Raw genomic sequence first — 25,764 nt, forward strand, 5'->3', positions numbered from 1 at the left:
CGAGGAGTGCCGTCGGGCACTACTTCGTGACCAGAGCCTGAAGGTGGCTGCTGAGCAGACGTACGTGGCTCATGGTGTTCTGGAGGCTGTTCCAGCCGTACTCCTGACCATCCGAGAACTTCCAGGTGCCGGAGGTCCAGGCCACCTGGTCCTCCAGGGCTCGGAGGGTGCGCCGAACGTTATCCCATTTGACCTTTTCAACCGGGGTGCCCGTAGTCAGCCGGTCCATGACGAAGCCCATGGCCTGGATGCCGACACCGTGGGTCAGCCGCGACTCCTTGGGCGGCTTCCCCCACGCGTCCTCGAAGATGTCTGCCACTGGCGTCCAGAAGGCCGTCAGGTGAGCCAGCATCCGCTCTTCGTCGCCCGTACCGTCGGTGGCGTTGCGGTACTGGTACAAGGCGCCTTCGTAGATGCTGTACTCCAGCATCTTGAGGACACTGTTGTCCTTGATGTTGCCGTTGGGCGACGTGGGGCTGCTGATCCTGCCGCCAAAGGGTCCATCGCTCATGTTCAGGAGGACCATGAGCCGGGCGGCGAGTTGGCGTCGCGCGTACGAACGCGGCAACTGGCCGGTGGTCTCGGGCAGTAGTTCGTACACAAGCCCCTTGGGGAGCGGCTTCGTCGAGTTGACCAGGATGAACTGCGACCGCTGCTCCTCCTGTGACGCGATGAAGCCGACGGCTGCGACTGGGAACTCTGCGAGGTCGGCGTCCCTGATGGCAGCACTGCGCTGCTGCCCGTCCACCAGCCAGGCCGGCTTCTGGTCGTCAGCAAGTGACTCATCGACTGGGATGATCAGCTCGCCGGGGATGGAGTACTTCACGTCACTGCCGCGGACGGCCGGTTCGAACGTCACCCGCTCGTCGAAGGCCAGCACAACAGCGTTGGGAAGCATCGCTCCCTCTGACTCGAGGTAGCGGCGGATCGAGCGGATGTGGCTGAGGACCTCGGGCCGCTGGTATCCCTGCAACTGCTTCTGGCCGTCACGGCGGATACGCGAGACGGAGGCGAAGTCGTGCAGTTTCTTGCCGTCGACAGCGAAGCAGTAGATCTCCTTGCTGCCTTGGAGCACCTTGAGCGCGGGAACCTTCAACACGTAGCGGTCGGCCACATCATCTCCTGTTTGAGTTGCTTTGAGTACTATGCGCGGTCTGGGTGATTATGTGAGCGGCAGCTTGCGCATCTTGGCTTCGAGTACCGTCATGTTATGGAATCCGCGGCGCTTGTTTCGCTCCGTTCCACGGAAAATAACCATCTCGATCTTGTGCTTCCTGCACAGATCGCACGGGCAGTGCTTCCAGGGGCGGTCAGTGAGGGTGGCCTCGTACTTTTCGACCTTCTTCAGCTTCTTCTCGTCGCCGAGAAGGGACTGGTACGCGCGCAGAGCATCCATGACTTCCTGCACTTCGACGCCGGCGTCTGTGTCGTACTGGCGAAGCAACTTGAGGCATTCTCGTTCAGCCTTGATGGCCTCGGATTGTGAAACCACCCCGGCCAGGATCAGTCGCTTGAGGGCGAGATTTCCATCGACCTGGGGAACCCTGATCGCCATGTATGAGCGGTCAGCCGTGTGATAGTTGTTCCGCTCGTCCATGAAGGCTTGACGGAACGCCGATGTGCTGTCGAAGCTGGTGACATGGAATTTGACGAACCGTTCCATGCTATCGACGCGAGTGATGCCTAGCAGATGAAATTCAACGCCGTCCTTGCGAACGCCGGCGATTCGCTCGAGGCATGCAATGATTTCCGGTGTCTTCAGCGGGACCATGCCACCTAGCGCGATCCTCTTGTATCCCATCTCCTGAAGCCTGGAGACACTGTCCGCGTAACTGTCCGGACTCCAGCCCTGAGCCGCACCCACGGGCTCAAGCCTCTTCTTCCCCTCCGGCATCAGCTTGTTGCGGCTCTTGACAGCCTCGATGAACTTTTCCGCCAAATCAAGAGAAATCTCGCGACGCTTCACCCATGCCGGATCGGCGTCCTCCTCGGAAAGGTCGGGCTTGTAACCAAAGATCACGTGGTCAATACTGATTCCCGAGTCGAAACCGCATTTATAGTAGAAGTCGAGGACTTCATCAATACTGTACGGCGGGTACTCTTGATCAATGTAGTTGAATGCCCCGCAGTCCCCGAGGCTTCTCATCGTGTCGGGCAGCCCAAAGAAGTGGCTCACTCCGTCTCGATAGAGTCGGTCCCGCTGTCCAGTAGTGTACTTTCCGGCGTATTTTCCGGCGCCGTTTACCGTTCCGTCTACGATGGCCTTGCTGACCAGTATCCCGTCGTACGGCGCCGGACTCACCGCTTGGTGGGCGTACAGATCGTCCCTCTGTCGGACTCGATGATACGGGTATTCGTCGTTGATGAAATCGTACCCGGGGCTGATTTGATCCTGACTGTCTGGGAAATAGAACTTCACGACGCGCTCATCCTCGACTGAAGGTAGATCCGGATCAAGACGTTTGACAGAGTGCTGATATGGCGGGGTGTGTTTTGCAAGTCGTTCCATGGGATGTTGAGTTCTGGCCAGCGCCCCTTGGTCCAGTGGCAGTGAGGCTTGACCAGTTCCAGTTCTGCCATGGCCTTGTCGTAGGCGTCTTTCGACCCGACTTCTGCACTCAACAGCACACGGTCCATTATCCGGTCCATGAGGCGCCCCATTGACCTAATTCCGACACCATGCATGAGGCGACTCTTTGCCGGCGAGAGGCCCCACGCCTCCGGGAAAGTATCCCTGACAGCCGTCCAGTAGACGACGAGGATGTCTCTCATCGCTGCGGTGTCTGTGGTTCCGTTAGAGAGGTTTTTGTACGGGAAGAGGACTCCGGAGGGAGAAAGTGACTCCTCGATCGCGGAGATGAGGCTGTTGTCTTTGACGACGGCCTCAGATTTTCTGTCCCCAGTCGTCGAGGCCTGCTTGATCAGCCCCTTGAACGGTGAGTCGCTATCCTGGTTTAGAGCATTGACAAGTGCGGAGGGAAGTTTCCGAGCCGACAGCCTAGTGGGGAGCTTGGTGTTGACCTCTGGCAGAAGTTCTGACACCAGATTGCTGGGAAGCGGCGACACTGTGTTGACTCGAAGGAACTGGTCGCGTTGCACTTCGAGGTCCTCAGCGACGAATCCTGCAACGGTGATAGGAAGCTTCGACCGCTTCGTGCGTGCGAGGGCGAGGCTTCGTTGTTGCCCGTCCACGATCAGGGCAGGGCGGGGTGCGTCATCGGAATCCGGTAGCGGAATCTCGATGGTTCCGATGGTTGCCAAGCCATCGGTGGTGTTGGGCCCTCGGCTGCCCTTGAAGCGGACCGAGGAGGGGAGGGCGAGGATGAGACCGTTCGGGAAGAGGACGTCTTCGCCGTCCAGGTAATCAAGAATCTGCTTGACGTGGTGCTTCTTCTCAGGGCGCTGGTAACCGAGCAGCTTCCCGGCCTCGTCACGGGAGATTCGGGCGACGTCAGCCACACGATCTACCTCTCCGGCTTCAAGGGCAAAGAGGTAGAGGGGGATGCTGGGGTTCTGCTCGATGCGCAGGGCTCTGCGTCGGATCAGGTTCTCTGTCACGGCTCACCCCATGGTTTTGACGTACAGGTTGGCGAAGCGACTCTGTTCACAGGCCTGGCCGCTGTCTCGAAGTAGACGAAGGAGTCGCGTCCGCGAGATGCCGGGATGGGACAAGGTCTCCTTTCGGATGAAGGAGATCACCTGCTCATCGGTCATCGGCCGGCGGTTGTGTTGCTCGGGTCTCGACTCACTGGCGGCCCATTTGTTCCAGGAGTCGCTGGTGGCCGTTGAGGTGAGTTGACCGTCCTGGCAGTGCTGGAACCACGTGGCGGCCATGCGCACATTCAGGCTCGTCAGTGTTCCGCCCAAGGTGCGCCTCAGCCCTGCGTCGGCGGGGACTCTTTGGATGCCGGCGATTTGTTCCCCTCCGCCGAAGAGGAGTGCCTCGCTGGCGACGTCGGCCAGGGCGCGAAGTTCCGCTTCCATCGCCTTTGCGTAGATTTCGGAGAGGACCAAGAGGACAGGGCTCGCCTTGCCAAGCTCCTGCAGCGTTGCCCGACCGGTCCTCTCTTGGAGTTGGCTCCACCACAGGGCGCCGTCTTCTGCAGTGGTGGCTACTGAGTCGGCATGTCGGGTGCTGAAGGTTGCCGCGTAAGAGGGGGCGGAGGCAGATACCGGCTGAAGGCCGAGGCCGGCGGAAGCCACCCAGACGTCAGCCTTGAATCCGGCCTGAGCAGCCGCTTCACGGAGCCGGCGTGCCTGGGTCCAATGGTCGCCGCGGTAGAGCTCGGCGAGCGAGTGCGTGTGAGCGGCACTGTTGATGCGCTCGCTCCAGAGCGCGGCACGCTCCGTCACGGGTCCTGCGGGAAGCTGCCTCGCCTGCAGTTCGGTCTCTGGCACAGCAGCCTTGCGGTCCGTGCATGTGACGACCAGCGTTAGTTGCCTCACGCAGCCCCTACTCCCCGACGACTCTAACTGGAAGATTGTTGCCGTTACTCTACCTGTCAGTTTTCACGCTAGGGTTCACCCGTACACATGAGACCTACATAGGGAGCAGGCATGGCGGAGCGTCCCGCGATCGTTCTTCTGAGTGGCGGGCTGGACTCGACGACTGTTCTGGCGATCGCCAAGGACCAGGGCTACACGCCGTACGCGTTGAGCTTCCGCTACGGCCAGCGGCACAGTGTGGAGCTTGAGGCTGCGAAGCGCGTGGCCTCGGCGCAGGGGGTTGCGCGTCATGTGATCGCGGACATCGATCTGCGAGTTTTTGGTGGCTCCGCGCTCACGTCGGACATCGAGGTTCCGAAGCACGAGTCCCTGGATACCGCTGACGACAAGGGCATCGACAGCAGCGTGCCCATCACCTACGTTCCGGCGCGCAACACGATCTTCCTGTCCTTCGCGCTGGCCTTCGCGGAGACGGTCGGTGCGAGTGACATCTTCACGGGCGTGACGGCGGTCGACTTCAGCGGCTACCCGGATTGCCGGCCTGAGTACATGGAGGCGTACGAGCAGATGGCGAACCTGGCCACTCGCGCCGGAGTCGAGGGCACGCAGAAGCTCAAGCTGCACTCCCCGCTCATCGCCATGTCGAAGGCCGACATCGTCCGTGAAGGCCTGCGCCTCGGCGTGGACTACTCCCTGACGTCCTCGTGCTACGACCCGGACGAGCAGGGACGAGCCTGCGGGCACTGCGAGACCTGCCTGCTCCGTCTCAAGGGCTTCGCCGAGGCTGGCGTCACCGACCCCGTGCAGTACCAGGGCGCGTGAGAATGACCTACCTGGTCAAGGAGATCTTCTACACCCTGCAAGGCGAAGGGAGCCACGCAGGCCGTCCGGCCGTCTTCTGCCGCTTCTCCCGGTGCAACCTGTGGACGGGCCTGGAGAAGGATCGCCACCGTGCGATCTGCCAGTTCTGCGACACAGATTTCGTCGGAACTGACGGAGAAGGTGGCGGCAAGTTTCAGACCCCGGACGACCTCGCTCAGGCAGTCGAAAACGCGTGGCCATCGTCCTCCAGAGAGCACCGTTTCGTGGTGTGCACGGGCGGCGAGCCGCTCCTGCAACTCGACGAAGCAGCGATCGACGCGCTACATGCCCGCGGCTTCGAGGTAGCCGTCGAGACGAACGGCACCCGTGTGTCACCCAAGGGCATCGACTGGCTCTGCGTCAGCCCCAAGATCGGCTCTGAGCTGGTCGTGACCAGCGGAGACGAGCTGAAGTTGGTCTACCCCCAACTAGGTGGTGATCCCCGTCAGTTCGAGCAGTTGGACTTCCGGTACTTCCGGCTCCAGCCCATGGACAACCCTGACGTTGAAGCCAACACCAGGGCGACGGTCGAGTACTGCATGAAGAACCCGCGCTGGATCCTCTCTCTCCAGACGCACAAGTATCTGGGAATTCAGTAATGGAAATCTTCCGCGAGTTCACGTTCGAAGCCGCGCACCGCCTGCCCAAGGTTCCCGAGGGGCACAAGTGCGCGCGCCTGCACGGCCACTCCTACAAGGTGATCGTCCACGTAGAGGCGCCCGTGGATCCTGAGGCGGGTTGGGTCATGGACTTCGGGGACGTCAAGAAGGCCTTCAAGCCCCTTGAAGCGCAGCTCGATCACTACTACCTCAATGACATCGAGGGCCTGGAGAACCCGACCAGCGAGGTCCTCGCCCGCTGGATCTGGGATCGGCTGAAGCCGGCCCTGCCTGACCTCTCTGCCCTCACGGTCCGCGAGACGTGCACCTCCGGCTGCACCTATCGGGGCGAGTGAGCATGCACGACATCCAGAACGAGACCGATGCCCGAGGTATCGAGATCGACGACGTAGGCATCAGCGGCCTGCGGTACCCGCTGTACTTCGAGGACGGCCACCTCCGCCAGGAGGGCATCGCCGAGATCGAAGTAACCGTGCGGCTCCAGCACGACCGGCGCGGAACCCACATGAGCCGCATGGTGGCCTTCGCTCACGAGCACCTGCGCCGGTTCGATCCCCGCAAGCTGCCGTACCTACTGAAGGTCGGGGCAGACCTCCTGGATGCACCAGCATTCGCGGTGGCGATCGACGTTCCCTTGAGCACGACCGTGGTGGCACCTGCGAGCGGTCGAGAGTCGCTGCAGGTCCACGATGCCCGCTTCGAAGGCCGCTGGGACGACGGTGCCACGACAGTGGTCACGTCCGTCACCACCGAGGTGACCAGCCTGTGCCCGTGCTCGAAAGCTATCTCGGACTACGGTGCCCACAATCAGCGCAGCCAGGTCACCCTCTCTGTGACGGGACATGGGGATACGCCTTACCCCTACGGCGTACAGGAGGCCGTCAGGCTCCTGCAGCGGTGCGCGTCAGCGCCGGTCGTTCCCTTGGTCAAACGCTCCGATGAACGAGTACTGACGATGCAGGCGTACGACCATCCCGTGTTCGTCGAGGACATGGCGCGCGACGTCAGCTGGGCCTGCCGCGAACAAGGCTTGGTCCATTCCGTACGCGTACGGAACCTTGAGAGCATCCACAGCCATGATGCCATCGCCCGCATCTCTGGGTGAGTGTTGCCTGCGGGTCAGTACGACGACCTTGCTGGAGCACGGACGTGTTGGAGGCCGCCGCTTCGATGGAAGCGGCGGCCTCGTCGTACGTGGGGCCAAATCGCCGCGTTATTTGGTGCTATGGCTTGCGAGCCACGCCGCCGAAGTTGTCGACTTCAGCTGGTTCTTCGGGGCCGTTCGACTCGGGGCGCCATCGAGACGTCGAGAGCAAGCCGGGCTCCAGCAGCTCCAGGCCGTCGAAGAACCGAGCGAGTTCTTCCGGGCTGCGGTTGACGCGGGGGTTGTCGCTCGCCTCGTTCCACTGCTCGACCATGGCGCGCTGCTGCTCGGGGTGGATGACGTCGGTGCTGTCGCAGAACACGAGGTAGCTGCCGGACGGCAGGGCGTCGACCAGGCGGTCCACGATGTCGTAGGCGGAGTCGTCGGTGACGTGGGCGGCAATGCCCAGCAGGACCAACGCCACTGGCTGGGTGAAGTCCAGTGTCTTGGCAGCCTGTTCGAGGATCTGCTCCGGGTTCCGCAGATCGGCGTCGATGTAGTCCGTCGCGCCCTCGGGCGTGCTGGTGAGTAGCGCCTGGGCGTGCACCAGGACGACTGGGTCGTGATCGACGTAGACGATCCGCGCCTCGGGCAGCAGGCGCTGGGCGACCTCGTGGGTGTTGTCGGCGGTGGGCAGGCCCGTGCCCACGTCCAGGAACTGGCGGATGCCGGCGTCGCGGACGAGGTACTCCACCGCCCGGACGAGGAACGCCCGCTGCGCCCGGGCGGTTTCGAGAATCCCCGGGTTGGCCGCGGCAATCTGGTCGCCAACCTGCCGGTCGATCTCGTAGCAGTCCTTGCCGCCCAGCCAGTAGTTCCAGATGCGGGCGGAGTGCGGCACGCTGCTGTTGATGGGCGGGCGTTCAATGGACATAGGGGCTCCCCGAGTTAGCCAGTGGTCACCCCACAACTTAGAGGCATGAGGCGTCCGCTGCGTGCAGAAAGTGGATCTTCACGCCCTGCCGCGCTCATGCCCGTTGTCGGCACTGCTCAGACGTCCTCGTTGGACAACGGTGTCCTGTTCCTCATCGCCTCGCGCTGCTGAGCAATCGAGGTGCGCAACTGGTCCTCGTCGATGGTCACGATGTTCCCACCGCCGATTTGGACCTTGTAGGTGTCCTCGCCGCCCGGGAGTTGCTGTACCTGCGTCGCGTGGAAGCACCAACCAACTGTGTCCCCATCCGATGAAGGCAGAACCTCACCCTCGCTAGGCTCGACACCAGAGGCCAACTCCCTCTTGCCCGAGGCGTCGTAGATGACCACTGCTTGGCCTGCGAGCTTGGGCGTACAGACCTCGCTGGCATCCGCCCGCTCGGCCAAGGGTGAAACTCCCCCCATTGTGGCCGTGAACGGGCTTCGATCATTCCCCGGCTCCCACGTCCACAGCCCAAGCCCTCCCGCCACAAGAAGCGCACCAACGCCCGCCCACATCGTGACACCAGCGCAGGCGGTCCGTCCGAGGCCCTTCACTGCGGCCATACGAGAAGAGATCCTATTAGATGCTGATGTTCTAGACATAAGTTGATCTTCGCAGAGAGATCAACCTGCGCTCCGACCAGAGTCGGCGGAACCGTTCCAGCCGCACCTGCCATCCGCCGCCACAAAGAGCCGGGCCTTGGCGTGCGTAGACTCGGCCATGGCGCGGGGCCGTCGTGGGAGCAACACCACTTGATGACCCGCACCCTGCCTGATCCTCGAGTTCCTGTCGGCCACCGAGGGGACGGTCGCCCGATCTATCCCGTCCTCGGTGCCTCCTCCGAGGACGCGTCGAACAACGAGGTCCAGGTCACCCTCAGCCAGAAGCAGCTGAACACGCTCATGGCTCGGGAGAAGGACCAGGGTGGCCGGGCGGCTGTCCGTGGCCTGATGGAGCGGCTGGGCTTCTCTAACGCGGCTGCTCTGGAGGAGTACGTCAGCGTCCAGCGCCAGGCGGAGGAGCAGCGTCTCACCGATGCGGAGCGCCGTGAACAGGAGGTCGCCGAGCGCGAGAAGGCAGCCGCTGCCCGTGAAGCTGCTGCCGTTGCTCGTGAGCGGGAGGCCACCTGCCGGGCGGTCCTTGCCGGTTTCGGCGCAACCGGCGCCGACCTGGATGACGCCATCGCGCTCCTGCGTGCCCCGGACGACGCTGATGCTGCCGTACTGCGGGAGGCGGCAGAAGAACTGAAGTCCCGCCGCCCGGAACTGTTCGGCGCTCGCCCAGCAGACGGCCGAGTTCCGGCTGCTCCGGGCGGTGCGCCCGCGTCCGTGCCTCCGCCGCGCCCCAGTGGTAGGGAACGCGACCTGGGATCTGCCGGCCTCCAGATGGCCCGCCGTCGAGGGCACATCCCGCCTACCGCCTAGTCCAACGGCACCGCACGGTCAGCCGTGTTGGGGACCACGCCCCGACTTCTCCTCGTGGACCGCGCCACCGCCGGTGAGTGCGCGACCGCACCCTTGCACCACCAGGAGAAGCGGCTTGATTCAGCCGTACACCACCTCCGTCACCATGACTGCGAACCGGGACTGGCTCGCCTCCCGGCACGGCACCGACTCCACGGAGACCATCACTCTCGACCTGCAGAAGCTGACCAGGGACACCCACTACGTCGAGGCGGCCGCGGGCCAGCCGCACGGCTACGTACGCTCCGGTGTTCCGGTTGGCCGCATCACCGCCTCGGGCCTGTTCGGCGCATACGATCCTGCCGCGAAGGACGGCCGGGAAGTCTTCGCCGGCCTCGTCTACGCCGAGGCCCCGTTCACGCCCGGCACGACCAAGGTTCCCGCGGCGCTGTTCTGGCACGGCACGGTGAAGGCAGCGAAGATCCCCGGCGGCATCGACCCGTCGAAGATCGCTCCTAGCCCGGCGGGGGCGCAGATCCGGTTTCTTGAGGCGGTGAGCGCGTGAGCGTCGCCGACCTCCTCAAGAACGTCTCCGTCGCGGACCTGACCGTCTACGCCCGGTCGATCCCGACCCCCGCGGACTTCCTGCTCACCCAGAGCGTCTTCGCCGAAACCAAGGTCCAGGACGTGAAGTGGCGGGTGCGACAGTCCAAGCGTCGCGTCAACGCCGCGTCCTACCGCGCGTACGACGCCAGCGTGCCGTTCGCGAAGCGCCAGGCCGAGTCCACGCAGACCGAGGGCACCCTGCCGGCGCTGGGCCAGAAGCTCCTCGTCGGCGAGATGGAACAGCTTCTCCTCGATGCCACACGCGGCGCGGACGAGGACCGGCTGATCGAACTGCTCTACGACGACACCGAAAGGCACGTCGAAGCCATCCGCTCCCGTCTGGAACTGGCGGCAGGTGACGTCCTGGTCGACGGCAAGTTCACCCTGGCCGGAGAGAACGGCCTGACCGTCGAAGTCGACTACGGCGTGCCCGCGGCGAACATGCCGACCGCTCCGAAGCCGTGGAGCGCCCCGGACGCGGACCCGATCGCGGACGAGTTGCGATGGATCGACCATCTCGACTCCATCGGCGCTCCGGCGCCGGAGATGGTGGTGACCTCGCGGAAGGCGTGGTCTCACCTGGCGTCGAATGGCGCCTACCGGGCGGCCTACTACGGCACCCCTGCAGGCGGCCAGACACCGACGGCGACCCTGAACCCGGAGCAGATCAATTCGGTGCGCGGCACGTATGGGCTGCCGCCGGTGACTCTCTACAAGGCGCAGGTGTGGCAGGACGATGTGTCGAAGCGGGTCCTGCCGGAGGACCGGTGGATCATGCTTCCGCCGGACCGGGCGAAGTGGGGCCAGACGCAGTACGGCACCACGACCGAGTCGCTCGCCCTGTCCCGGGGCACGAACCCGCAGATCGAGCGCGAGGACGCCCCGGGCATTGTGATCACTCGTGACGCCGAGGACGACCCGGTGCAGATCTGGACCAAGGGCGCTGCAGCCGCAATGCCGGTCCTGTACGCGCCGGACTGCCACATCACGGCGACCGTCCTGTGAGCACCAACAGCTCCACCAGGGGCATCCTCGCCGCGACCGTGCACGTACTCGATCCTGCCGAGCGAGTTCCGCTCGTACTGGAAGCCGGCATCGAGGTTACTGACCCGGCGATCGTCGAGCAGATCACCAATCCGCGGTGCTGGCAGGCCGAAACTCTCGGCTCAGGCCGAACGAGCACCCATAAGTCGAAAGCCGCTCAGTAACCCCACTCAGCGGTGGGGAGCAGCACTCACGCTGCTCCCCACCCTCGACTTTCCAGGAATGACTGTGCACAGCGACGTACTGCGCTGGCTCCAAGCCCAACTCGGACCCGATGTAGACACAACGGACCTCACCAGGAGATATCAGCGTCTCGGTTCCGCCCGAGCGGTCGCTCTCGAAGTACTGCAAGAGCGCATCGCTGTGCTCGTTGCCGAGCCGTTGAAGGTCACCGTCAACGGCGTGGTGACGATCGATAACTCGGCCAACGTCGCCGCGTTGGAGAGGCGCGCCGCCCACATCACTGAAGCGGACGCCCCCGATGACGCATCCCCACCCAGCCACAGCTTGCTTACGACCGTGCAGTTGTTTTCTCGGCCCCGTCGATAGACGCGTCGGCCACTGTGTCCGAGAAGCTGGCTTTGTAGGGCTCACTCCAAGGTCAGGCTGCCGCCTGCCAGGCGTCGACGAGTGACCGGACGGATGGGAACCGGCGCTCTGGGTCGGCGACAGTCGCTGTCCTGACGACCTCCAACTGCTCAGGTGTCCCGCGCCATTCCTTCTCCTCGTCGCCAGCGTCCAAAAGGAGGCGGAGTGCCCGCCCCAGAGCGAACACGGTTGTCCGGATGTCGATCAGCGATCCGCGCACGAACTCCTCTGGTGCCATATAACGCCTCGACCCGGGCAGCCGGTCCGCCTCCAGAACGAAGGGGCCTGCCCGGTATTCGTCCAAGTCGCAGAGCACCATGCGGTGCTCGTTGAAGTCGTACAACATGCATCCGTCATAGAAGTCGACTGCAACATATCCGGCTTCCTCCACGGCCAGATGGGCAGAGAGGATGGATTCCAGCGCGCCATGAATGGAGGGAAGGGGCTGTGCCCTGAACCGTGCCATCGGGCTGTCCGGGGCCGCCCGACCTCCATGACGTAAGACGGTTGGGTGGTAGAGAACCTTGCCACTCATCCATGGGTAGACCAGCACAAAGCCGTCTTCTGTGGCGAAGGAATTCATCAGGGGCACGATCGCCCGGTGTGAGACGCTTTGGTGAAACGACACCGCCCGCCGCAGGGAGGAGATCCCCTGTGGCGTCGAAGCGCCTTTCACGAACCAACGTTGCCCTGATGCCAGCAGTCCGTATGAGATGCAACCAGAGTCCTGCGCTTCGAACCTCTGGAAGACGGTGCCCAACCGGTCGAGAGCGATTCCGAGCGTCGCAACGTGCGTGACGCTATGAAACGGGTTCGTCGTCATTTCGTACATGATGTCACTCGCTCGCCGCCCCGTGCACATCGCGCACCGCATGCCGCACCTGACCAGCGAGACTCCCCGCAGTCGCCCCAGCCCTACGATCCCGCGGCGAGCACCGCCGCCATCCGGTACTACACCGTCGCCCTGCAAGACCTACTCACCGAACACGGCGTGCAAGCCATCTAGACAACAGCCCCCGCTGACCCTCCTCGATGCCGTAGATCACCAAGCCCTCGACGCCAGTACTCACGGCACACAAGGAACCAATTAGACACGCCTTAGATATGCGTTAGCAACACCTCCCATATTCCTCTCGGACTGCATTCTGATTTTTACCTGCTTCCCGACGTCATGTAATGTCCGTCGCGGAACGGAAGGAAAGACATGGCAAGGCACGTAGAGACCTATTTCGTGGATGACTTGACTCAGGAGCGGGGCGATGACGTACAGACGCACTCATTTGAACTCGACGGCGTCTCCTACGAAATAGACCTCAGCGCGGCTTCATATGAGAACCTCGAATCCACGCTCTCCCCCTTCGTGAAGGCTGCTCGCCGGACGTCTTCTGGCAGGAGGGCGAGGTCTCGCAAGACGCCGGCGCCCACCCGGAAGTGGGTTCCCGCTGCCACGTTCAGCGATGCCGAGCCGGATCCCGCGGAGATCCGGAAGTGGGCAAAGGATCGCAAGATCGCTGTGCCTGCACGTGGGCGGATCCCACGCTCTGTTCGAGAGCAGTTCCTGGCGGCTCAGGGCAAGGTTGATTGATCGGGCCGCGCTGGTCCAGGGGACCGAGACTCGGCCCCCTGGCTTCGCCCTTGTCCAGACGTCCACCTCAGAGGCAACGGGGCTGTGCGTGCGCCATCCGGGTGATCTCCCTGAGACAGCGGGCACGCCGTGAGTGCGGGTGGCCCTTCGCTGGAGGATGCTGCGTGCGGGCCGGCGGCGCTTCGTCAACGGTCACAGGAAGCAACAGGCAAGGACGCTCCCCCCGGGGAGCGCCCGGTGTCGAGGTAGAGCCGTGTATCCATAGCCTGTGGATACACGGCTCTCGTTGATATTCGGTACCGATGTCGAGGCTCACGTCCTAGCCTCTCCATCAACGCGATGACGGAGACGAGTAGCCCTGGATCACGCGAGCCGAGAAAGCTGCTGGCAGCTGGGAAGGCAGCCTCGCGCCCTAGGGTGAATCCACTCCCGAGTGCGGGGAGGAACGGCCTCATGGACGGCCCAATGCCCCGCCGGTTGACCCCCGTGACCAGGTCGTGAATGAGGCCACCACCTGGTGGTGGCGAAGGCGCGGTGGCACCGCGAGTTGCCCCTTCTCGCCCGCGCTCCCAAAGGATCACGTCACGACGGCTGATCGAATGGAGCACCGGCAGAATGATCGATGTCACCCTGATTCGCCAGAACCCGGAGTACGTCCAGCAGGCCCTGGCCAAGCGGGCGGTCCACGTCGACCTCGACGCGTTCCTGCGCCTGGACGAAGACTACCGGCAGGTGCGCACCGAGGTAGAACGCCTCCGCGGGGACCGCAAGAGGATCTCGGGCGAGATCGGGAAGCGGCAACGGGCTGGTGAGGGTGTGGCGGACCTGCACCCGGAGGCGACAGCCGTCAGCGAGCAACTGACCGCCGCCGAGACGCGGCTCGCCGAACTGGAGCAGGCCCGGCAGGGCTTCCTAGATCCGCTTCCGAACATGCCCGACGCGGACGTGCCGGCCGGGGGCAAGGAGAACAACGAGGTCGTCCGCGAAGTCGGGCGACGCCCGGAGTTCGGGTTCACGCCCAAGGATCACGTGGAGCTCGCCCAGCAACTCGGTCTGGTCGACTACGAGCGGGGTACGAAGCTCGGCGGCAGCGGTTTCTGGCTCTACCGGGGTAGCGGTGCGCTCCTCGAGTGGGCGCTGCTGAACTACTTCGTCGAGGCCCATGTGCGCGATGGCTACGAGTTCGTGCTGCCGCCGCACGTGCTGACCTTTGCGGCCGGGTACGCGGCGGGCCAGTTCCCGAAATTCGCCGACGAGGTCTTTGCCCTGGAGGAGGGCGAGCAAGGCCCGGAGCGGTTCTTGCTGCCGACCGCGGAGACCGCGCTGGTTAACCTGCACCGGGACGAGACACTGCCCGAGGCCGAACTGCCGAAGCGGTACGTCGCCTATACGCCGTGCTACCGCAAGGAGGCCGGCGGCTACCGCACCGCCGAGCGGGGGACCCTGCGAGGGCACCAGTTCAACAAGGTCGAGCTGTTCCAGTTCAACCACCCGGACGCCTCCGACGCGGCGCACGAGGACCTCCTCCATAAGGCCGAGGAATTGGTAAACGAGTTGGGCCTGCACTACCGGATCACACGGCTTGCGGCCGGGGACACAAGCGCGGCGATGGCCAAGACCTACGACGTCGAGGTGTGGCTGCCGAGTATCGGCTCGTACGTCGAGGTCAGCTCGGTTTCGAACGCCCGCGACTACCAGGCGAGGCGCGGCAACATTCGCTTCCGGCCCCGGCAGGGCAGGTCGGCGTACGTGCACACGCTGAACGCCTCGGGACTGGCCACCAGCCGCCTGGTGCCCACGCTCCTGGAACAGCACCAGCAGACCGACGGCACCGTGGCGGTCCCGGACGTCCTGCGGAAGTGGGTCCCGAGCGGCGTCCTGGCAGCACCGGTGTCGGCCTGACGCCGAGCAGGTCGACCGTCGTGCACTGAATGTGTGTCCCTCAGCTCAGAATGTCCAGCCACGCCGGTCGGCCAGCCATCGCAGTGTGACCTCTCCACACCACGTCTGGTGCTGGCGAATGTGCGGTGACCAGTCTGCTGGGGGCTGTCCACCGGAGGTGAGGAAGAACCCTGAGAGCGCGGCCAGTGCCGCATCGAGTTGCTCGTCGGCGACTCCGCGGGCGGTGGGGTGCTGGGTGAACAGGGCGGTGGCATCGTGGCCGTCTGCGTGGGCGGTCGCCAGGAGCAGGACGAGGTCGAACCAGCTTGCCCCCAGGCAGGGCCAGTTCCAGTCGCAGATCCACGCCGTGCCGGATGCGTCGATCAGCACATTGTCTTGGCGCAGGTCGTGGTGGAGTACGGCATTTCCCGCGACGGCCTCCCGCCATCCGCCTTCCAGGTCGGCCAGCATGTCCAGTAGGTCGAGTGGCACCCAGGAAGGCAGGATGTTCATGGGCGTGGCCCCGCGTGCAAGGTTGCGCCAGTCGGCGAAGTCACCACCTTCACCCACTGGCTTGAGGCCGACATGCTGGAGTCCTGCGGGTGGGGTGGAGAGGGCCTCCGCCGTGATCGAGTAGGCGTCGAGGGTGGCTGTCAGCTGATCAGGATCCCATGGCGTGGTGGGCAAGCGACCACCGTCGACAGCAGCGATGCCGAGGATGACCCATCCGTCATGTTCCTCGATCCACTGGAGGCGTGGCGCCGGAATCGCCGCGGGGAGCGCCTGGTTGATCAACGCTTCCCGGCGGTAGCAATCGGCGACCACAGTGTTGTCCAGGCTGTTGACCGCCTTCACGAAGTGAGGTCCGGAGGCCCCGCGGAGTACTGCGGCGAAGCCGCTGGTGAATCCGCTCCCTGTGCTGGGCCCGGCCTGTACCTCGCCTTCAAGACGTCGGCTGATTAGTTGGCGAACCCCCTGGGGGAGATCCCTCCAGTGTGGGCGTACCGCTGTCGAGTTGTACCGGAGGCGTGGGGTGATGATGTTGGGCATACCATCAGGATGAGGGAACTGCATTTCCGTGCGCCATGGAATTGTCGCGTGGACCAGTGTCCGTCCATTCGCCGGCTGAGCCTCATAGGCCTACATCGCCGAGCGTCATCCGTGCAGCCACTGTCTGACCCGCTGTTCTCACTCGGTGATCACCGGTGGCGCCATCTTCCGGGGTGCGGCAGGACCGCTGGTCCAGGACCCGCGCCTTCGGATGCTCCCGTCAGGCGAACGTCACCCGAGCTCCCTCTCTTCCGTATGCCCGAGCAGACCTTCGTGACAGATACTGCGATGATGCCCTGCCCTTCCGCTACGGGGGAAGCCGAAGGACAGGGCGGCTCTCATCGGCAGCCTCAGCGCATGGCCGTCGCGCGTAGATCGCGAGGTGTCGCCGATGGGTTTCTGCCGCACTTCTGATTGCTCAACTCTGCACTGATGAAGTGCGCTTCGCGTATCACAGGTGTGATATTGCGGTCGAGAGCTTCTGACTGCCTTCTCCGTCAGACGCCTCATCGCCCCACAATCATCTCTGTCGACTGGCGCGTTGAACGGGTTGACGAGGTTCTCGACGCGTTGAGCGCGCACTCGGCATATGTGGATCGGGAGATGGTGGTCCGGAAGCGCCGGGCGGTCGGTGCGTGCGCGTACCGAGCGCAAGACGTGGGCGTGGTTCGAACGGCGTCCTCTCGACTGGATGCTCTCGCTGCCCAGCGGACGACAGGTGTTGCGACACAGGACACCGTCGCAATCGCTCAGGCTGGGGTCACCGAGCGGAAGTCCTCTCTCTCCTCGCCCCGGAGCGCCGCCGATCTGCCTGGGTCTTGATGAGAATTGAGAATCTGCAGATCGGGCACGGTGCGGTTCGAGTGTCAGGGAACGGTCCCTCTCGGCTTTGGGAACGCGCTTGAACCGAGCCACCAGGCTGGTGACGGGTGGTGCTCATTGAGGAGTCTCGCAAGGCGGTATGCCTCGTGCAGGAAGTGGAAAATCCTTTCGTGGGCGCCGTCGGGCTTGTCGGGGTGCCATTTCCTGGCCGCGGCGCGGTACAACCGGAAATCCTGGTGACGGGTCCTGCGGTGCAGTGTCGGCGCGGCCGTTCAGCCGGCCGCGGCCTCTCCCTGGTGGTCGGCCGCTTCTCGTCCCGCGTCGGACTCCGTGTGCTCCGTGTGCTCGGCCGCCACGTGCTCCAGCGCCTCGTAAAGCGCGCGGGCCCGCTGGCTGCGCGGGCTACCGAAGGCCTCCCGGGGGGCGGTGAGCAGCAGGAGCCACTGAGCGCCGGTCATCCGCATCCGGCCGGCCGCCCGTACGGCGCTCAGCAGGCGCCGATTCTCGGGCTTCTTCAGCGGCCCCTGCACAGGCGTCACCAGCTGGTACGCAGCCCCCCGCAACTGCTGGCGCAGATGCAGCGGCACCTTCTCCCACGACGGGGCGTCCGCGCCAGGCAGGAGCCGGCCCCGGGCGGCCCCGGACTCGGCCGGCACCGGCGCCGCGCTGCTGGCCGCCGCTCGCCCGGAGCGGGTCCGGCCGGCTGGCCCCGCGGGCTCTGGCACCGCCGACTGGGAATCGGGGCGGGCGGGGGGCTGCTGCTCGTCAGCCGGGGCGTCGGCCGTGCAGGAGCCGGCGCGGGTGTGGGCGGCCAGATTGGCAGGCGTGCCAGCGTACGAACACCCCGCACAGCGCACCCAGCCCGCCTCCTCGACGGCCGCCTGAACCACCGAGCGCCCCGGACCGAAACCCGCCGTCACCAGCCGTTGAGGCAGCTTCATTCCCTGCAGGGCGCGCAGTGCCGCGGCCGCGGTGATGTCGTGCCCCAGCACGAACCACCGGCCGATCTCCGCCTCCTCACCGCACCCGCAAAAGCAGTCCCCCGTCGGCACCAGCCGAATCTTCCTCGTGTCCGTCACGCCCCCGGACCCTACGCAGCCCCAAGACCCCAGGCCGGTACGAACACGCACCCCGACCACAACCGACCGGAAGTGAGCAGCGCACAACCAGGCACGATCAACCCGTACCCACAGCGAGCCCTGCCGCCACTGCAGAAGCACGCGACCGAACAGCGTGCTGTCACAACGTGCTCATATAGCTTGCCCAGCTCACTTACTGACTCACCGCGGGCGAGCTGTGTGCCTGGCTCGCCGCCCAGGACGACGTCGCCGACGCCGTGATCCACCCGCCGCCTGTGCGGCCCCGCAGGTCAGTGACCTACGTGGGATCTGGAACTAAGCCGCACGCAAGGGTTTCATCCACGTTTTACTCAAGGCCCATCTGCCTCAGCGTCAGGTGCTGCGAAGTTCTACCAGGCCCTACTCGACTCGGTAGCCCCACTCCTCCCACACGATGCGCTTCCACTGGCGCTCTTCCTGCTCACGTCGCGCGGTACGGCGGCGCTGGACTTCGACGACGACAGCCAGGCCGATGGAAATGCCCACGACAGCGACAAAGGAAATCCAGACTCCGCATAGAGAGGCCAGCAGGAGAACTCCGCCCCCGAAGATCAGTAGTCCTACAGCAATGGCTGTTGGATCATTCGCCAGTCGCCGCATTACCGAGATCCCGGCTCTCGGCACGAATGTCTCGCCCCTGGAAGGTAGGTGCCATATATCGGGACTGGCATGCTTCCTATGCCTCCGCTCAGAGTCCATTGAGCTTGTTGATGCTCATGTCACTGCTCCCTCAACCGGAGCCATGTGTACGGAACTGCGAGCGGCGCGTCAACATGGCCGTGGGGGCCTCTGGCCCTTCGCGCCAGGCCGACGTGCAGCGCCCTATGTGGCCACCGCAGATCGCCCAGACGCTCGTGGCGCGACCGTTACAGTCCCGGCCGCCTGCTAGGTGTAGGGAGGTCGAGGATCTGTGCCCGAAGCTGCCCGCATGCGGCGGCCGTCTCCCGGCCGTGAGACAGGTGATGGGAGACCGTCCAGCCGTCCAGGTCACGGGTGAGTGCGGCGATGAATTCCTCCTCTCGGACACTTGGCCGGAGCGGGCTCCCCTGAACGGGGTTGAAGCTGGAGAGCCTCAGTATGGGGAAGCGGCCGGCGTACGGAGCGAGCAGTTCGGTCAGCGCCGCTTCGTCCTCCGGTCGCGTGTTGTGTTCGCAGAGAACGTAGTTCAATACCACCGGGCGCATCTCAGCAACGGCTGCCCACAGTGGTAAGACTGTTGAGGGGTCGTCCGCGCGGGGAATGATCATCCTGCGCTGAGCGAGGTTGGCTCCATGGAGGGAGAACATGAGTCGGTCCGGAAGCCAGGAGTTGGGCTTCAAGAGACTCCGCACCCATGCATGTGGGGCGATGCTGGTTACCTTCACCTGCTGAGCCAGTTCCCGGCCGACGATCGTTCTGGCGGCGGTCGTGACATGGGCCCAGTTGGCGGAGGCTTCTCCGACTCCGGCGAAGTCGACCCAGACAAGCGGGCCCTGCTGGCTCCGCACCCCCTCCTGCAGGTGCTCTACCGCAGAGGTGAGCTCTTCTGCGCTCAGGTTCCGCACGAAGGGCGTGGCTGCGAAGGTGGTGGCGCAATGTGTGCAGCCCTGCCTGCACCCCGCCTGTGCCGACATGCACACGGAATAGGCTCCGTGCTCTCCCTCCCAGAGTTGCACGGCTTCGAAGGTAGCTCTGTCCGACGTTTTCAAGACGTACTTGATGCTGCGATCGGGCGCTTTCGATGGCACGGTTGAGATAACTTCAACGGAATTCTCAGGCACGGATATTCCTTCCATCGAGAGGATTCCTTTCCCTATGTCACCCACGCGGGACTGGTGCGGGAAATCAGGACGACGCCTCGCGCCTGGCGGGCACGTTTGCCGGCCTCCCATGCGCCTGCGGCCCGTTATCACGAAGGTAGGCCGTCGAGGGTTTACATTTGTATGCCTGGCGATTCATATCGACCCCCATCGCATGCGAGATCCTCACGGCCTTTTGAGGCTGGGTGCATTCATGCGAGGGCTCCGTCCAGCGCATCGTAGAGCTTGATCACCCCTGCCTAAAATCACTGGCGTGATATCTCCCAAGAAATACCAGGAGGAGGTGCGCGGTTCTGTCTGGACGCTGGGCACTGCTGTGATGTACGCCCTGCCAACTGGTTGGTCTGGCTCTGTCCTGGTGACACGACATCCTGGTCATGGCGAGCCCAGTCCCCCACTGAGCAGCTCATCGAGGGCGCCCGGGAGTCGATAAGCGACGACGCCCGGGATGACGCACTCCTGAAGAGCCCTCGTCAGCGGTCGGCCCCTGCACGGCTGTATGCCACCGGCAAGCCCGGCGCGGCACAGAGTGGAACAGCGCGCCAGGCCGCAAGAGACGACCGAGAGGGGACCGGCTGACTCATTGGCGTGATCTTGCTGTCGTATCCCTGTCGGCCCCGCTATCCTCATCAGCAACGCGTTGACGGAGACAAGTAGCCGTGGGATCACGCAAGCAGAGAGAGCCGCTGGTAGCTGGGAAGGCGGCCTTGCGCCCCGAGGTGAAGACCCTCCTGAGTGCGGGGAGGAACGGCCTCTTCGAAGGCCCAATGCTCTGCCGGTTGGCCCCCGTCATCGGGCACGAATGAGGCCGTGGCTCTCCGAGCTGCGGTAAAGGCGCGGTGGCACCGCGAGTACCCTTCTCGTCCGCGCCCCCAAGGGATCATGACGACGCCCCTGGGAGGGCTGCGATGATCCACACGACAAGCCGTGTACTGGTGTCTGGCCTGCGAGAACACGTCGGGCAGACCGTTTCCGTGTCGGGCTGGGTGAACACGCTCCGCCTGCAGCGCAAGATGCAGTTCGTCGTCGTACGTGACCACACCGGCATGATGCAAGTCACCCACAAGCGTGGCGGCGAAGGCGACGAGGTTGAGACTGCGCTGGAGGGGCTGACGCCGGAGTCCGCGGTCCGTATCACCGGCCGCGTGGTCGACAACCCCATCGTCAAGCTCGGCGGCCTGGAGATCATCCCGGAATCGGTCGAGGTTCTGAACCGGGCAGAGACTCCACTCCCCATCGACGAGCAGACCGGCCTCGAACACCGCATGGACTGGCGGTTCCTCGACGTACGGCGCCGGCCGCAGGCTCAGTTGCTGTTCGCCGTGCAGACCACGTTCGAGCAAGGGATGCGCGAGTACGCCTATCGGCAGGGGTGTACCGAGATGCACACCCCGAAGCTGATGGGTACCGCCTCGGAGTCCGGCGCCGAGGTATTCAAGCTCGGCTACTTCGACCGCTCCGCCTACCTGGCTCAGTCGCCTCAGTTCTTCAAGCAGATGGCGATCTCGGCGGGTATCGACAAGGTCTTCGAGATCGGGCCTGTCTTCCGCGCTGAGCCGTCCTTCACCTCGCGGCACGCCACGGAGTTCACCGGTGTGGACGTGGAGTTGGCGTGGATCGACGGGGTCGAGGACGTTATGGCGTTCGAAGAACAGATGCTCGCCCATGCCATCGCCAAGGTCGCCGACGCACACGGTGAGGCGATCCAGGAGACGTTCGGTATCGAGGTCACCGTGCCGACGACGCCGTTCCCGCGGATCACGATGGCCGAGACGCAGGAGATCCTGCGAGCCAAGGGCTGGGACCCGGCCGGCGTGAAGGAGGACCTGGACCCGGAGGGCGAGCGCGGGATCGCAGCGCACATCAAAGAGCAGACGGGACACGAGTGGGTGTTCGTCACTCATTACCCGACGAGCATCCGGCCCTTCTATCACATGCGGCCGGCGGACAACCCCGGTGTGACGCTCAGCTTCGACCTCCTGTGGAAGGGGTTGGAGGTCACAACGGGTGCGCAGCGCGAGCACCGATACAACGTGCTCATGAAGCAGGCTGCGGAGAAGGGTATGAGCACCGAGCCGATGCAGGACTACCTGAACGCCTTCCGGTACGGGTGCCCGCCGCACGGCGGTCTGGGCATGGGGCTCGGGCGGGTCCTGATGGTGATGCTCGGCCTCGACTCGATCCGGGAGGCCACGTTCTTGTTCCGTGGTCCGAACCGGCTCACGCCCTAGTCATGCCGAGGGCCGGGGCTGCTGCTCCCTTGAAGGATGCAGCAGCCCCGGCCCCAGCCCTCGTCAGTACCGAACGTTGCGCAGATCGAGTTTCCACGCCTCGTCGGGATGCTGGTCCCAGTAGGCGCGGAGGGCCAATTCGCGGTCCGCGAAGCGCCCCTGGTGGCACAAGCCGCCGTGGGAGAGGGTGACGCTCATCGCGAGCGGGGACTCGGTGGTCACCCAGTGCGGGGTCAGGGCGTGGCTCCACAACCGGTCACCGGGGCCCATCCGCACGGATTGGCGGTCGGCCGGGTCGTGTTCGGGGGGCTCCTCCGCGGTGGTCTCGCCCACGACGGCGGCTTCGGCCGTGAGGTGCTGGTCGGGGTTCTTGTAGCTGTGGAAGGTCTTGGCTCCCTCGATCTGCCACACGAGTCCGTGTGAGTTGTCGTTGTGGTATGTCGATGAGGCGCCGCTTGTGGAGATGAACAGCAACGGGGCGCACCGTTGCCAGGTGAATCCCCAGCTCGACATCTGGGTTCGCCAGGGGATCATGACCTGCTCTTGGAATCCGCTGAGGACGCTGTCGTAGAAGCGGGTGAGGTTGAAGTGGACGAGGCGGAATGGCCAGGTGGCCACTTCTTCGATCGGGGCTGTGCGGAATGCCGCCGTTCGGTCCATGCGTACGGACCAGTCCTCGTCTCCGAGGATGGTGAAGCGCACCTCATCGTCTTGCCGGACGGCGTCGAGGACGTCAAGGGCGGGTGGAAACGTGAAGCTGGTGGCGGTGAGGGCGTTGCTGACGCGCAGGTTGGGAGGGGTGCGCCACCGTTCGATGAACTCGTCCGGTGTGGTGACTGGGGTCGTCATCGTCTACTCGAAGGTGTTGTCGGCGCGGCAAATGGCCGCGCACTCTGGGGTAGTCCGGTCCCGTGGTTCAGCGTGGAGGAAGCGGCTGATCTCTGCGCGGGGCGCGTGGACGCTCACCCCCGTCTTGCCGTAGGGGCAGCGGCGGATCTCGCCGCTCGCGGACACGTACAAGGCAGCGGATGCGCAGGAGGGCCGTCGCTCGGTGTACAGCTGCATGGTTCGCAGCGTGGTGAGGTGTTCTTGGAAGCGCGGGGTGAGCTGGAAGTAGCGGCCGAGAAGATCGGTGTCTTTCCGTTGCTGGGCGAGGTAGTCGTAGAAGTTGTAGCCGGCGCGCTGTAGAGCCGCATCGTCGAGGGCCACGGGGCTGAGCTGTATCTGGACTCCCGAGTCGTCGACGCGCTCGTAGATGTCCTGGCACTCGTCGGCCGTGAGGTTCCAGTACGTGAGGTGGAGAAGCCTCTCCGCTGCGGGGACCTGGTCCAGCGTGGTGATCGCCGATACCACGGAACGGGAGGTGCGCCCGAGTTGCATGGCACCGGCCGAGTCGGCGGACACGGTGACGTTCGTGAGGAGGCGCGCGAGGTCGGCCAACCGGTTGACGTCGTCGGGGTCTCGGGCCGAGGTGACGATCGACACGGAAGTCCCGAACTGGTGGGCGAGCCGTACGAGCTGGCGCAGGTTGGGGTGGTGCGCGGGTTCGCCGCCGGTCAGGCAGACGGCTTCGACGCCGGTCTCCTTCAGCCGGGACAGCGCCCGGGTGTAGGTGGGTATGTCGAGGAAGCCGTGGGCCCGGTCGGCTCGGAAGCAGAATCCGCAGGCGATCTTGCAGTGGCCGGCGGTGCTGATGAGGGCAGAGCGGAACCGCTGCAGGACTGGTGCGGGCGGGCTCTCGGGATGGGTGACAGTGTTCACTGCACCCCCGTGCTGTCCCAGACGGCGATCTCCACGGTGCTCGTGTAGAAGTCGCACATCTGCGGGTCCGGTCGGTCTCCGCTGATGAGGAGTTGTTCGTTACGGGATGGCCCCCCGCAGATCGCTAGGGCCGGGCACTGGCCGCATTCCGCGATGGGAGCCACGTTCTTGGCGATGCCGCCGAGCAGGTTCGGATCCGCTCGCAGCTCGTCAAGGGTGTGCAGGAAGGACGGTGCGGTGAAGTTGATGTCGCAGAGACTGACTCGGCTGCCGGGGAGCAGAGCCACATTGAGCGTTCGGTCGCTCTGCATGTGGTCGAAGAGCATGGGGCGGCGCCGGTCCAGGGCCTGGAATGCCCGGTCGAGGACGGAGAACATCATGCCGCCACGCCCGAGGGCGACAAGACGTGCCTGGTACAGCTCCGTGGCCAGCTCCCTGCCCTTGACCGTCCAGCGTCCGCTGGTAGGTATGGGGGTGTTGGCGTAGATGAACTTCAACCCGAGGTCGTCGATGATCCAGGCGACGGTCTCGGCCAGGCGGCCGATGTTCGCGGGTGTCGGGGTGAGGTTGCAGCCCACGTGGATGCCGCCTGCGTCGAGGAGCCTTCGGACGTTGCGCCGGATACGGTCGTCGGCCGGTTGCCCGCCCAGGAGCCGGCGGTGCTCGGCATTGATGGCAGGTGGCCCGTCAATGGAGATTCCGACGCCGTACGCATAGCGGGTGAAGTGTTCGATCATGGCGTCGGTGATGCGGGCCCCGTTTGTGACGACTGTCCGGCGGACCCGTTTGACGTCGTACCGCTTGGCGAGGGCGTCCGCGAGGGTGTCCCCGTGCTGCATCAGGTCGAACCGCGTCGTCGGTTCGCCACCGAACCACTGGATGGCTACCTCGTCGCGGCCGGCGTTCGTCTCGAAGAGGTACGTCAGGCCTTCGGCGATTTCCTGCTCGGTCATGTCCGGTTTGCCGGTGTTGGTCTCAACGAAGCAGTAGCCGCACTTCATGTTGCAGGCATCGGTCAGGACGACGCGCATGCCGCTGATCCGTACGGGGACGGGGTCCAGGCCCAGCTGGTGGAGTCGGTTACGGAGTGCTTCACGCTGGTCTGCGTCGGGGCCGTCGGGCGTGAAGCCGAGCTCTGCGAGAGCTTTGTGGGTCGCGGTCGGGGGAACCGCGGAGAGGTCGGTGACCTCCCCGCGGTCGAGGTACACACTGTCCAGCGTGACCGGGTCGAGGAGGGCGCCCTCGCCATCCCGGATGTACTGGATGTACTTCCCCCACAGGAGCTGTGAGGAAGTCACGTGTTACGCGGCTTCCTCTTCGACGATGCCGCGCTCGGCCATGACCTGGCGGACGAGCTCCTCACCGGTGGCCTGCAGCTGTGCCGAGGCCTCCGGCGAGCCGCCGTCGGCGAGGACGATCATGCCCGGGAGGGTGGGGTTCGGGGCGATGATCGTGATACCGGCGGGCTCCGTGCTGACCACCATGATCGCGTTCTCGACCGGGACCCAGTCCGCCTTGTCCTTCACCGCTTCGAGGATCTCGGCCTGCTTGGCCTGGAAGGCATCGCGCTCGCCCATCCAGACACCGGCCTTCTGCTTGGAGTCGACGACGTCGGCGTACAGGAGGTGGTCGTTCTTGGTCCGACGAGGAGTCGGCATGTTCTCTCCTTTCGAATGCTGCGTTGTTATAGATGATCGGTATTGCTGGCTGCACAGTCCTTGGGGGCTGTGCGGCGAGTAGCTTTCCTCACGATGGAGCTTGAGAACATTCCGCGAGTGATATCACTACTGAAATACGGATTTCAACATTGCCTTCTCGGGGCTGCGCCGCGTGCGCGGCCAGAGATTCTTAGGCCTCTGCAGCGGCGAATCAGAGTCCAGGGACAACTT

The 25,764-nt window shown here is 64.6% G+C and carries 26 protein-coding genes; 11 read left to right on the plus strand and 15 right to left on the minus strand.

Translation table 11 applies throughout. The annotated features are described in order from the left end of the window. Positions 1-19: 19 nt before the first annotated feature. Genes dbpB (AVL59_RS32190) through AVL59_RS32205 form a run of 4 tightly spaced genes read right to left on the minus strand, consistent with a single transcriptional unit; the run spans position 20 to position 4,353 of the window. Positions 20-1,114, minus strand: a complete 1,095-nt coding sequence (gene dbpB, locus AVL59_RS32190; protein WP_067311616.1) for a DGQHR domain-containing protein DpdB — start codon at positions 1,112-1,114, stop codon at positions 20-22. A 48-nt stretch (positions 1,115-1,162) separates the two neighbouring features. Continuing rightward, positions 1,163-2,419, minus strand: a complete 1,257-nt coding sequence (gene dpdA / locus AVL59_RS32195) for a tRNA-guanine transglycosylase DpdA (protein WP_067311618.1) — start codon at positions 2,417-2,419, stop codon at positions 1,163-1,165. Further along, a complete protein-coding gene (gene dbpB, locus AVL59_RS32200; protein WP_067311620.1) occupies positions 2,416-3,558 on the minus strand; it encodes a DGQHR domain-containing protein DpdB in 1,143 nt (380 codons plus the stop codon). Before dbpB (AVL59_RS32200) ends, dpdA begins: the two co-directional genes overlap by 4 nt. Before the next feature lie 3 nt (positions 3,559-3,561). Further along, on the minus strand, positions 3,562-4,353 hold the full coding sequence (locus AVL59_RS32205) for a hypothetical protein (RefSeq protein ID WP_237281749.1): 792 nt from the start codon (positions 4,351-4,353) through the stop codon (positions 3,562-3,564). Positions 4,354-4,557: 204 nt separating this feature from the next. On the opposite strand from AVL59_RS32205, the gene queC reads away from it, so the two are divergent. The 4 genes from queC to AVL59_RS32225 are packed head-to-tail and all read left to right on the plus strand — an operon-like array spanning position 4,558 to position 7,032. After that, positions 4,558-5,268, plus strand: a complete 711-nt coding sequence (gene queC / locus AVL59_RS32210; RefSeq protein ID WP_067311626.1) for a 7-cyano-7-deazaguanine synthase QueC — start codon at positions 4,558-4,560, stop codon at positions 5,266-5,268. A 2-nt stretch (positions 5,269-5,270) separates the two neighbouring features. Further along, complete coding sequence (gene queE / locus AVL59_RS32215) at positions 5,271-5,906, plus strand: 7-carboxy-7-deazaguanine synthase (RefSeq protein ID WP_067311628.1); 636 nt, start codon at positions 5,271-5,273, stop codon at positions 5,904-5,906. After that, positions 5,906-6,262 carry a 6-carboxytetrahydropterin synthase QueD gene (queD, locus tag AVL59_RS32220; protein ID WP_067311639.1) on the plus strand — a complete coding sequence of 119 codons (357 nt, stop codon included), beginning with the start codon at positions 5,906-5,908 and terminating at the stop codon, positions 6,260-6,262. Before queE ends, queD begins: the two co-directional genes overlap by 1 nt. Before the next feature lie 2 nt (positions 6,263-6,264). Continuing rightward, a complete protein-coding gene (locus tag AVL59_RS32225) occupies positions 6,265-7,032 on the plus strand; it encodes a GTP cyclohydrolase I FolE2 (RefSeq protein ID WP_067311642.1) in 768 nt (255 codons plus the stop codon). A gap of 118 nt (positions 7,033-7,150) precedes the next feature. Here the strand turns inward: AVL59_RS32225 and AVL59_RS32230 are convergent, their stop codons facing one another. Next, positions 7,151-7,945: an SAM-dependent methyltransferase gene (locus AVL59_RS32230; protein WP_067311645.1), complete on the minus strand. Its 795-nt coding sequence runs from the start codon at positions 7,943-7,945 to the stop codon at positions 7,151-7,153. 116 nt (positions 7,946-8,061) lie between these two features. Beyond that, entirely contained in the window at positions 8,062-8,550 is a 489-nt protein-coding gene (locus tag AVL59_RS32235; protein WP_159400155.1) for a hypothetical protein, read from the minus strand. Positions 8,551-8,742: 192 nt separating this feature from the next. Here AVL59_RS32235 and AVL59_RS52750 point away from each other — a divergent pair, with 192 nt between their 5' ends. The 4 genes from AVL59_RS52750 to AVL59_RS52755 all read left to right on the plus strand — a co-directional run bounded on the left by AVL59_RS52750 (position 8,743) and on the right by AVL59_RS52755 (position 11,204). Beyond that, entirely contained in the window at positions 8,743-9,411 is a 669-nt protein-coding gene (locus tag AVL59_RS52750) for a hypothetical protein (RefSeq protein ID WP_159400156.1), read from the plus strand. Between the two features lie 115 nt (positions 9,412-9,526). Then, positions 9,527-9,955 (plus strand): head decoration protein, encoded by a 429-nt coding sequence (locus AVL59_RS32245; RefSeq protein ID WP_237281750.1) that lies wholly within the window; start codon positions 9,527-9,529, stop codon positions 9,953-9,955. Continuing rightward, complete coding sequence (locus AVL59_RS32250) at positions 9,952-11,001, plus strand: major capsid protein (protein WP_067311653.1); 1,050 nt, start codon at positions 9,952-9,954, stop codon at positions 10,999-11,001. The genes AVL59_RS32245 and AVL59_RS32250 overlap by 4 nt, the downstream gene beginning before the upstream one ends. After that, positions 10,998-11,204: a hypothetical protein gene (locus AVL59_RS52755; RefSeq protein WP_159400157.1), complete on the plus strand. Its 207-nt coding sequence runs from the start codon at positions 10,998-11,000 to the stop codon at positions 11,202-11,204. Before AVL59_RS32250 ends, AVL59_RS52755 begins: the two co-directional genes overlap by 4 nt. A 437-nt stretch (positions 11,205-11,641) precedes the next feature. Here the strand turns inward: AVL59_RS52755 and AVL59_RS32260 are convergent, their stop codons facing one another. Further along, positions 11,642-12,451, minus strand: coding sequence for a protein kinase family protein (locus AVL59_RS32260; protein ID WP_067318024.1), 810 nt, complete (start codon positions 12,449-12,451; stop codon positions 11,642-11,644). Between the two features lie 381 nt (positions 12,452-12,832). On the opposite strand from AVL59_RS32260, the gene AVL59_RS32265 reads away from it, so the two are divergent. Together AVL59_RS32265 and serS are read left to right on the plus strand one after the other, a co-directional pair. Then, a complete protein-coding gene (locus tag AVL59_RS32265; RefSeq protein WP_067311659.1) occupies positions 12,833-13,213 on the plus strand; it encodes a histone-like nucleoid-structuring protein Lsr2 in 381 nt (126 codons plus the stop codon). A gap of 615 nt (positions 13,214-13,828) precedes the next feature. Beyond that, on the plus strand, positions 13,829-15,115 hold the full coding sequence (gene serS / locus AVL59_RS32270) for a serine--tRNA ligase (RefSeq protein WP_067311661.1): 1,287 nt from the start codon (positions 13,829-13,831) through the stop codon (positions 15,113-15,115). A 45-nt stretch (positions 15,116-15,160) separates the two neighbouring features. On the opposite strand, the gene AVL59_RS32275 is transcribed toward serS, so the two are convergent. The 4 genes from AVL59_RS32275 to AVL59_RS32285 form a co-directional block, all read right to left on the minus strand. Beyond that, positions 15,161-15,949, minus strand: coding sequence for a hypothetical protein (locus AVL59_RS32275; protein WP_079147120.1), 789 nt, complete (start codon positions 15,947-15,949; stop codon positions 15,161-15,163). A gap of 1,289 nt (positions 15,950-17,238) precedes the next feature. Then, positions 17,239-18,045: a hypothetical protein gene (locus AVL59_RS32280; RefSeq protein WP_159400158.1), complete on the minus strand. Its 807-nt coding sequence runs from the start codon at positions 18,043-18,045 to the stop codon at positions 17,239-17,241. A gap of 399 nt (positions 18,046-18,444) precedes the next feature. Next, on the minus strand, positions 18,445-18,570 hold the full coding sequence (locus tag AVL59_RS55750; RefSeq protein WP_257785111.1) for a hypothetical protein: 126 nt from the start codon (positions 18,568-18,570) through the stop codon (positions 18,445-18,447). 380 nt (positions 18,571-18,950) lie between these two features. Continuing rightward, positions 18,951-19,844, minus strand: a complete 894-nt coding sequence (locus tag AVL59_RS32285; RefSeq protein WP_159400159.1) for a hypothetical protein — start codon at positions 19,842-19,844, stop codon at positions 18,951-18,953. Between the two features lie 947 nt (positions 19,845-20,791). On the opposite strand from AVL59_RS32285, the gene aspS reads away from it, so the two are divergent. After that, a complete protein-coding gene (aspS, locus tag AVL59_RS32290; RefSeq protein ID WP_067311672.1) occupies positions 20,792-22,114 on the plus strand; it encodes an aspartate--tRNA(Asn) ligase in 1,323 nt (440 codons plus the stop codon). Between the two features lie 63 nt (positions 22,115-22,177). Here aspS and AVL59_RS32295 read toward each other — a convergent pair whose 3' ends face one another. From AVL59_RS32295 to AVL59_RS32310, 4 genes are read right to left on the minus strand one after another with little or no spacing between them, the layout of a single operon-like run. Next, complete coding sequence (locus AVL59_RS32295) at positions 22,178-22,963, minus strand: hypothetical protein (RefSeq protein WP_067311675.1); 786 nt, start codon at positions 22,961-22,963, stop codon at positions 22,178-22,180. Positions 22,964-22,966: 3 nt separating this feature from the next. Continuing rightward, complete coding sequence (locus tag AVL59_RS32300) at positions 22,967-23,875, minus strand: radical SAM protein (protein ID WP_237281751.1); 909 nt, start codon at positions 23,873-23,875, stop codon at positions 22,967-22,969. Continuing rightward, entirely contained in the window at positions 23,872-25,173 is a 1,302-nt protein-coding gene (locus tag AVL59_RS32305; protein ID WP_237281752.1) for a radical SAM protein, read from the minus strand. Before AVL59_RS32305 ends, AVL59_RS32300 begins: the two co-directional genes overlap by 4 nt. A 3-nt stretch (positions 25,174-25,176) precedes the next feature. Beyond that, complete coding sequence (locus tag AVL59_RS32310; protein WP_067311677.1) at positions 25,177-25,533, minus strand: hypothetical protein; 357 nt, start codon at positions 25,531-25,533, stop codon at positions 25,177-25,179. Positions 25,534-25,764: the final 231 nt, after the last annotated feature.

The sequence above is a fragment of the Streptomyces griseochromogenes genome (genome assembly GCF_001542625.1).
Classification (GTDB): Bacteria; Actinomycetota; Actinomycetes; order Streptomycetales; family Streptomycetaceae; genus Streptomyces; species Streptomyces griseochromogenes.

What these genes read in the sequence shown, in the direction of transcription:
- queC (WP_067311626.1), top strand. Translation starts at nt 4,558, where the DNA reads ATGGCGGAGCGTCCCGCGATCGTTCTTCTGAGTGGCGGGCTGGACTCG.
- queE (WP_067311628.1), top strand. Translation starts at nt 5,271, where the DNA reads ATGACCTACCTGGTCAAGGAGATCTTCTACACCCTGCAAGGCGAAGGG.
- queD (WP_067311639.1), top strand. Translation starts at nt 5,906, where the DNA reads ATGGAAATCTTCCGCGAGTTCACGTTCGAAGCCGCGCACCGCCTGCCC.
- AVL59_RS32225 (WP_067311642.1), top strand. Translation starts at nt 6,265, where the DNA reads ATGCACGACATCCAGAACGAGACCGATGCCCGAGGTATCGAGATCGAC.
- AVL59_RS32230 (WP_067311645.1), bottom strand. Translation starts at nt 7,945, where the DNA reads ATGTCCATTGAACGCCCGCCCATCAACAGCAGCGTGCCGCACTCCGCC.
- AVL59_RS32235 (WP_159400155.1), bottom strand. Translation starts at nt 8,550, where the DNA reads ATGGCCGCAGTGAAGGGCCTCGGACGGACCGCCTGCGCTGGTGTCACG.
- AVL59_RS52750 (WP_159400156.1), top strand. Translation starts at nt 8,743, where the DNA reads ATGACCCGCACCCTGCCTGATCCTCGAGTTCCTGTCGGCCACCGAGGG.
- AVL59_RS32260 (WP_067318024.1), bottom strand. Translation starts at nt 12,451, where the DNA reads ATGACGACGAACCCGTTTCATAGCGTCACGCACGTTGCGACGCTCGGA.
- AVL59_RS32265 (WP_067311659.1), top strand. Translation starts at nt 12,833, where the DNA reads ATGGCAAGGCACGTAGAGACCTATTTCGTGGATGACTTGACTCAGGAG.
- serS (WP_067311661.1), top strand. Translation starts at nt 13,829, where the DNA reads ATGATCGATGTCACCCTGATTCGCCAGAACCCGGAGTACGTCCAGCAG.
- aspS (WP_067311672.1), top strand. Translation starts at nt 20,792, where the DNA reads ATGATCCACACGACAAGCCGTGTACTGGTGTCTGGCCTGCGAGAACAC.
- AVL59_RS32295 (WP_067311675.1), bottom strand. Translation starts at nt 22,963, where the DNA reads ATGACGACCCCAGTCACCACACCGGACGAGTTCATCGAACGGTGGCGC.
- AVL59_RS32310 (WP_067311677.1), bottom strand. Translation starts at nt 25,533, where the DNA reads ATGCCGACTCCTCGTCGGACCAAGAACGACCACCTCCTGTACGCCGAC.